We start from the raw sequence: 963 nt of genomic DNA on the forward strand, positions 1-963 counted from the left end.
GATGCAGACCAGGATCACATCGATCGGAAAGCGCATCCCTTTGAAGTTGAGCATGTCGAGTCGTCCTGGGTTCGGGCGCCGCAGCTTACCCGATTACCCCGTCGATGTTCGCTAATGCGACAGAACCTAGAACAGCCACTGCTTGTACTGCGTACTTCCCAGCACGCGTTGCTCGATTTCAGCGACTGCATTGTTAAGGTCCAGATCGCCAAGATAGATTTCGATGGCGGGCATTCCAAGGCGTTCAATTTTCGCTATCTTGTCCGCATCGACCGCATGCGTATACCACATCTCAACCAGCAGCTCCTGCCCTTGCGTGTAACAGACGACATCGGCGCGAATGGTACCAAAGTCGCCGTCAGTGTAAGTTACCTCAGCGCGGCATTGATCAAAGTACGCAATCTTGTACTCCCGGACTCGGTGACTTCGTTGAACTTCGGTCCAGTCCGTCGCTCGCTTAGCGACTTCAACATGCAATAGCGGGAGTGGCATGTAGTTTGCCTCCATTAGCACCTGGATGGCTGCCGAATGAATCGAAAGCTCGACGCAACGATTCGTTGCCGGGGCGTTGCAGTGCGCGAAATAGAGGCGCTTCTTGCCGTGTATGAGTAGGAGTTTGGTACTGCATCCAGGACATTCGCAACCACATGCCAGACCGCGTTCGAGCGAATCCGTCGGGGCGACCATTCGGCCGAGTCGACCGAAGGGAACCTTCAAACCAATTGCTGGCTTTTCGCTCATCGTATGCGCCCACGGCGCTTCTTCACAGCAGCGAGAACGGCGTCGTGGCGGTCCACTTCGGCTCGATGCAGGTACCCACCGGTGGTCGCTATATTGTAAGCGTCCGGCCGTCCCATCTATGATTTTCTGATCACCCCGTCCACACTATTTCCCTTTCTACTTGAGGGAAGCCACCGATGAAGTTTGTAGAACGCGAGGCGCTTTGGCGGGAGCGCGTGGAGC

General features: G+C 55.6%; 1 protein-coding gene. It reads right to left on the minus strand.

The features are described 5' to 3' along the window. Nucleotides 1-126: 126 nt before the first annotated feature. Nucleotides 127-741: a hypothetical protein gene (locus CR105_RS28140; protein ID WP_131021834.1), complete on the minus strand. Its 615-nt coding sequence runs from the start codon at nt 739-741 to the stop codon at nt 127-129. Nucleotides 742-963: the final 222 nt, after the last annotated feature.

Origin of the sequence: Massilia eurypsychrophila (assembly GCF_002760655.1) — a bacterium.
Taxonomy (GTDB): domain Bacteria; phylum Pseudomonadota; class Gammaproteobacteria; order Burkholderiales; family Burkholderiaceae_D; genus JAFCUW01.